General features: G+C 56.0%; 3 rRNA genes. All 3 read left to right on the forward strand.

Annotated features, from left to right (window positions below):
* Positions 1-631 precede the first annotated feature (631 nt).
* The 3 genes from D8M29_RS07695 to rrf all read left to right on the forward strand — a co-directional run bounded on the left by D8M29_RS07695 (position 632) and on the right by rrf (position 5,993).
* Positions 632-2,154 (forward strand): 16S ribosomal RNA (locus D8M29_RS07695).
* A 439-nt stretch (positions 2,155-2,593) separates the two neighbouring features.
* Positions 2,594-5,685: ribosomal RNA gene (locus D8M29_RS07700) — 23S ribosomal RNA — on the forward strand.
* A gap of 191 nt (positions 5,686-5,876) precedes the next feature.
* A 5S ribosomal RNA gene (gene rrf, locus D8M29_RS07705) occupies positions 5,877-5,993 on the forward strand.
* The 16S, 23S and 5S rRNA genes sit together here, the layout of an rRNA operon.
* The last annotated feature ends 50 nt before the right edge of the window (positions 5,994-6,043 follow it).

Here is a 6,043-nt window from a genome sequence, read left to right on the forward strand (position 1 = left end):
ACGCCGGGTGTCACCCCTGATTTTGTGTTCGGTGGGATTCGTGTGTAGAGTTCCATCTCGTGCTCAAGACGCCGACCGGGTGACCGGGAGGCGGGGTGAAGAACACAGAATCCGCGGATTCATGCCGAGAATGGCAGGTCCAGGGCGGGTGGTGCTCACCGGGTGCGCGGCCGGCAGTGATGCGGGTCGGGATTCCTGAAGAAGATGATCTGGTTTGACAGCCGGGAATCATGTGGTAAGCTTTTCAAGGCCTTCCACGTGGATGGTCCGGTGAGTGTCTGACACCGCGTTGAGCGGAGTTGACATGGTCGGATCATGTGGTAAGGTTTTCTAGCCCGACCATGTGAACGGACGGTGAATGCTTCGGACACGGAGTTGACACGGTCGAAACGGATGGTCTAGGATGGAGAAGTTGCTCCAGAGCGAAACGGCCCGCGGAGCGGGTCGCTGAAGCTGGAAGCGCCTGTTGTTTGAGAACTCAATAGTGTGCCAAGTTTGTTGATGCCAATTGTTTTAACACATATTGGTTGATCATCGCCTGCCACCCCCGTGGTGTGGTGATGGTTTGCTAGGTATTGAATGGATGTCGTGGTGGTTATTTCCGGCTGCCACGGTGTTGTTCTGTAATTTTTTTACGGAGAGTTTGATCCTGGCTCAGGATGAACGCTGGCGGCGTGCTTAACACATGCAAGTCGAACGATGAAGCCCAGCTTGCTGGGTGGATTAGTGGCGAACGGGTGAGTAACACGTGAGTAACCTGCCCTTAACTCTGGGATAAGCCTGGGAAACTAGGTCTAATACCGGATAGGAGCGCCTACCGCATGGTGGGTGTTGGAAAGATTTATCGGTTTTGGATGGACTCGCGGCCTATCAGCTTGTTGGTGAGGTAATGGCTCACCAAGGCGACGACGGGTAGCCGGCCTGAGAGGGTGACCGGCCACACTGGGACTGAGACACGGCCCAGACTCCTACGGGAGGCAGCAGTGGGGAATATTGCACAATGGGCGAAAGCCTGATGCAGCGACGCCGCGTGAGGGATGACGGCCTTCGGGTTGTAAACCTCTTTCAGTAGGGAAGAAGCGAAAGTGACGGTACCTGCAGAAGAAGCACCGGCTAACTACGTGCCAGCAGCCGCGGTAATACGTAGGGTGCGAGCGTTATCCGGAATTATTGGGCGTAAAGAGCTCGTAGGCGGTTTGTCGCGTCTGTCGTGAAAGTCCGGGGCTTAACCCCGGATCTGCGGTGGGTACGGGCAGACTAGAGTGCAGTAGGGGAGACTGGAATTCCTGGTGTAGCGGTGGAATGCGCAGATATCAGGAGGAACACCGATGGCGAAGGCAGGTCTCTGGGCTGTAACTGACGCTGAGGAGCGAAAGCATGGGGAGCGAACAGGATTAGATACCCTGGTAGTCCATGCCGTAAACGTTGGGCACTAGGTGTGGGGACCATTCCACGGTTTCCGCGCCGCAGCTAACGCATTAAGTGCCCCGCCTGGGGAGTACGGCCGCAAGGCTAAAACTCAAAGGAATTGACGGGGGCCCGCACAAGCGGCGGAGCATGCGGATTAATTCGATGCAACGCGAAGAACCTTACCAAGGCTTGACATGTTCTCGATCGCCGTAGAGATACGGTTTCCCCTTTGGGGCGGGTTCACAGGTGGTGCATGGTTGTCGTCAGCTCGTGTCGTGAGATGTTGGGTTAAGTCCCGCAACGAGCGCAACCCTCGTTCCATGTTGCCAGCACGTAATGGTGGGGACTCATGGGAGACTGCCGGGGTCAACTCGGAGGAAGGTGAGGACGACGTCAAATCATCATGCCCCTTATGTCTTGGGCTTCACGCATGCTACAATGGCCGGTACAATGGGTTGCGATACTGTGAGGTGGAGCTAATCCCAAAAAGCCGGTCTCAGTTCGGATTGGGGTCTGCAACTCGACCCCATGAAGTCGGAGTCGCTAGTAATCGCAGATCAGCAACGCTGCGGTGAATACGTTCCCGGGCCTTGTACACACCGCCCGTCAAGTCACGAAAGTTGGTAACACCCGAAGCCGGTGGCCTAACCCTTGTGGGGGGAGCCGTCGAAGGTGGGACCAGCGATTGGGACTAAGTCGTAACAAGGTAGCCGTACCGGAAGGTGCGGCTGGATCACCTCCTTTCTAAGGAGCATTAGTGCCCGTTGCATCACCGCGTGTGTGATGGCGGGTTGCTCATGGGTGGAACATCAATGAATGGTGCCAGTGGTGGTGCCGGCAGTGCTCGAGTACGTCATGCCTTTGCGGGTGTGGTTGGAATGGGTGGTGTTGGTGGCTGCGAGCTGGTGTTGGCACACTGTTGGGTCCTGGAACAGCAGGCACCCTGATCTGTGAGGGTTGGGGTTGTTGTTTCTGGTCTCCGTATCTTGTGAAGCTGGCCTTGTGGGTTGGTGGATGGGGTGTGGGTTGTTGTTTGAGAACTGCATAGTGGACGCGAGCATCTTATTTTTTTTGTTGCTGCATCGTTGATCGCACTGTTCCCCCTGGGGTGGTGTGTGAGGTGTGGTGATGCCGAGAATGACATCTTAGTTAGATATTGCTCATTTGAGGACTTTCATTGTGTGTGAAAGTTTCCAAGGGCGCATGGTGGATGCCTTGGCAACAGGAGCCGAAGAAGGACGTGGGAATCTGCGATAAGCCTGGTGGAGTCGATAACCGGACGTTGAGACCAGGATTTCCGAATGGGGAAACCCCGCACGACGTGTCGTGTGACCCCCGGTTGAACACATAGACCGGGTGGAGGGAACGTGGGGAAGTGAAACATCTCAGTACCCACAGGAAGAGAAAACAAAAGTGATTCCGTTAGTAGTGGCGAGCGAACGCGGATGGGGCTAAACCGTATGTGTGTGATACCCGGCAGGGGTTGCATGTGCGGTGTTGTGGGCCCCTCCTTGTCATGTCTGCCGGCATGGCGCAGTGAGGTGCGGGCATATAGACGAACCAGTGTGGATGCTGGACCGTAGAGGGTGAGAGTCCCGTAGTCGAAATGTGTTCCGCCGCTGTTGGAGGGTTGCCCGAGTAGCACGGGGCCCGAGGAATCCCGTGTGAATCTGCCAGGACCACCTGGTAAGCCTGAATACTACCTGTTGACCGATAGCGGATCAGTACCGTGAGGGAATGGTGAAAAGTACCCCGGGAGGGGAGTGAAATAGTACCTGAAACCATGTGCCTACAAACCGTTGGAGCCTTCTTGTGGGGTGACAGCGTGCCTTTTGAAGAATGAGCCTGCGAGTTAGTGATACGTGGCGAGGTTAACCCGTGTGGGGAAGCCGTAGCGAAAGCGAGTCTGAATAGGGCGATTGAGTCGCGTGTCCTAGACCCGAAGCGGAGTGATCTACCCATGGCCAGGTTGAAGCGCGTGTAAGAGCGCGTGGAGGACCGAACCCACTTCAGTTGAAAATGGAGGGGATGAGCTGTGGGTAGGGGTGAAAGGCCAATCAAACTCCGTGATAGCTGGTTCTCCCCGAAATGCATTTAGGTGCAGCGTCACGTGTTTCTTCCCGGAGGTAGAGCTACTGGATGGACGATGGGCCCTACAAGGTTACTGACTTCAGCCAAACTCCGAATGCCGGGAAGTGAGAGCGTGGCAGTGAGACTGTGGGGGATAAGCTTCATAGTCGAGAGGGAAACAGCCCAGACCACCGGTTAAGGCCCCTAAGCGTGTGCTAAGTGGGAAAGGATGTGGAGTTGCTGAGACAACCAGGAGGTTGGCTTAGAAGCAGCCACCCTTGAAAGAGTGCGTAATAGCTCACTGGTCAAGTGATTCCGCGCCGACAATGTAGCGGGGCTCAAGTACACCGCCGAAACCGTGGCATTCAGTTTTGCTGGATGGGTAGGGGAGCGTCGTTCACGAGGTGAAGCCAGCGGGTAACTTCTGGTGGATTGTGGACGAGTGAGAATGCAGGCATGAGTAGCGAAAGACGGGTGAGAAACCCGTCCGCCGGATGACTAAGGGTTCCAGGGTCAAGCTAATCTGCCCTGGGTAAGTCGGGACCTAAGGCGAGGCCGACAGGCGTAGTCGATGGACAACGGGTTGATATTCCCGTACCAGTGAAGAACCGTCCATGTTGAGCCGGTGATACTAACCGCCCGAACCATCCCGAACCCCGTCTTTGACGGGGTCGGTGATGGGGAGCGCGGGACCTGAACCGGGGAGGCAAGCGCATTAACAGGTGTGACGCAGGAAGGTAGCCGGGCCGGGCAATGGAAATGACCTGGTCTAAGGGTGTAGGGCTGCCGGTAGGTAAATCCGCCGGCTGTATGCCTGAGACCTGATGGGCGCCCACATGGTGGGTGATCCGGTGATCCTATGCTGCCTAGAAAAGCATCGGCGCGAGGTTCAAACTGCCCGTACCCTAAACCGACACAGGTGGTCAGGTAGAGAATACTAAGGCGATCGAGAGAATCATGGTTAAGGAACTCGGCAAAATGCCCCCGTAACTTCGGGAGAAGGGGGGCCCCAACCTTGAGCACCACGTGCTGGTGTGAGGGGATCGGGGCCGCAGAGACCAGGGGGAAGCGACTGTTTATCAAAAACACAGGTCCATGCGAAGTCGTAAGACGATGTATATGGACTGACTCCTGCCCGGTGCTGGAAGGTTAAGGGGACCCGTTAGCTTCGGCGAAGCGGAGAACTTAAGCCCCAGTAAACGGCGGTGGTAACTATAACCATCCTAAGGTAGCGAAATTCCTTGTCGGGTAAGTTCCGACCTGCACGAATGGAGTAACGACTTCCCCGCTGTCTCAACCATGAACTCGGCGAAATTGCATTACGAGTAAAGATGCTCGTTACGCGCAGAAGGACGGAAAGACCCCGTGACCTTTACTATAGTTTGGTATTGGTATTCGGTGTGACTTGTGTAGGATAGGTGGGAGACTGTGAAGCGGGCACGCCAGTGTTCGTGGAGTCGCCGTTGAAATACCACTCTGGTCACTCTGGATATCTAACTTCGGCCCGTGATCCGGGTCAGGGACAGTGCCTGATGGGTAGTTTAACTGGGGCGGTTGCCTCCTAAAATGTAACGGAGGCGCCCAAAGGTTCCCTCAGCCTGGTTGGCAATCAGGTGTCGAGTGCAAGTGCACAAGGGAGCTTGACTGTGAGAGTGGCAGCTCGAGCAGGGACGAAAGTCGGGACTAGTGATCCGGCGGCTCGTTGTGGAACGGCCGTCGCTCAACGGATAAAAGGTACCTCGGGGATAACAGGCTGATCTTGCCCAAGAGTCCATATCGACGGCATGGTTTGGCACCTCGATGTCGGCTCGTCGCATCCTGGGGCTGGAGTAGGTCCCAAGGGTTGGGCTGTTCGCCCATTAAAGCGGTACGCGAGCTGGGTTCAGAACGTCGTGAGACAGTTCGGTCCCTATCCTCTGCGCGCGTTGGAAATTTGAGAAGGTCTGTCCTTAGTACGAGAGGACCGGGACGGACGAACCTCTGGTATGTCAGTTGTACCGCCAGGTGCATGGCTGATTAGCTACGTTCGGGATGGATAACCGCTGAAAGCATCTAAGCGGGAAGCCGGCTTCGAGATGAGATTTCCTTGCCCCTTTGAGGGTGTGAGGCCCCCAGCTAGAACACTGGGTTGATAGGCTGGATGTGGAAGCGAGGACTGAAGACTCGTGAAGCTGACCAGTACTAATAGGCCGATGACTTACACACACTCTTATTCCATTGCTTGCTTCAAGGTGATGGGTTGGTGTTCGCGTCCACTGTGCGGTTGTCTGATTGCAACCGGCTGTCCATGTGTTGGTGGATGGTTGGGGTGTTTCAGTTGAATAGTGTCACTGTTGTGTGACCCGTAGGTTTCCCTGCTGTTGCCCGTGTTGAGGGTGGTGGTGTGGGGTTAGGGTTACGGCGGTCATAGCGTGGGGGAAACGCCCGGTTCCATTCCGAACCCGGAAGCTAAGGCCCACAGCGCCGATGGTACTGCAACCGGGAGGTTGTGGGAGAGTAGGTCGCCGCCGGACATTTTTTGAGGGAGGGCCTCGCACTGTTGGTGCGAGGCCCTTCCCGCATT

The organism is Micrococcus sp. HSID17227, from assembly GCF_003989405.1.
Lineage (GTDB): Bacteria > Actinomycetota > Actinomycetes > Actinomycetales > Micrococcaceae > Micrococcus > Micrococcus luteus.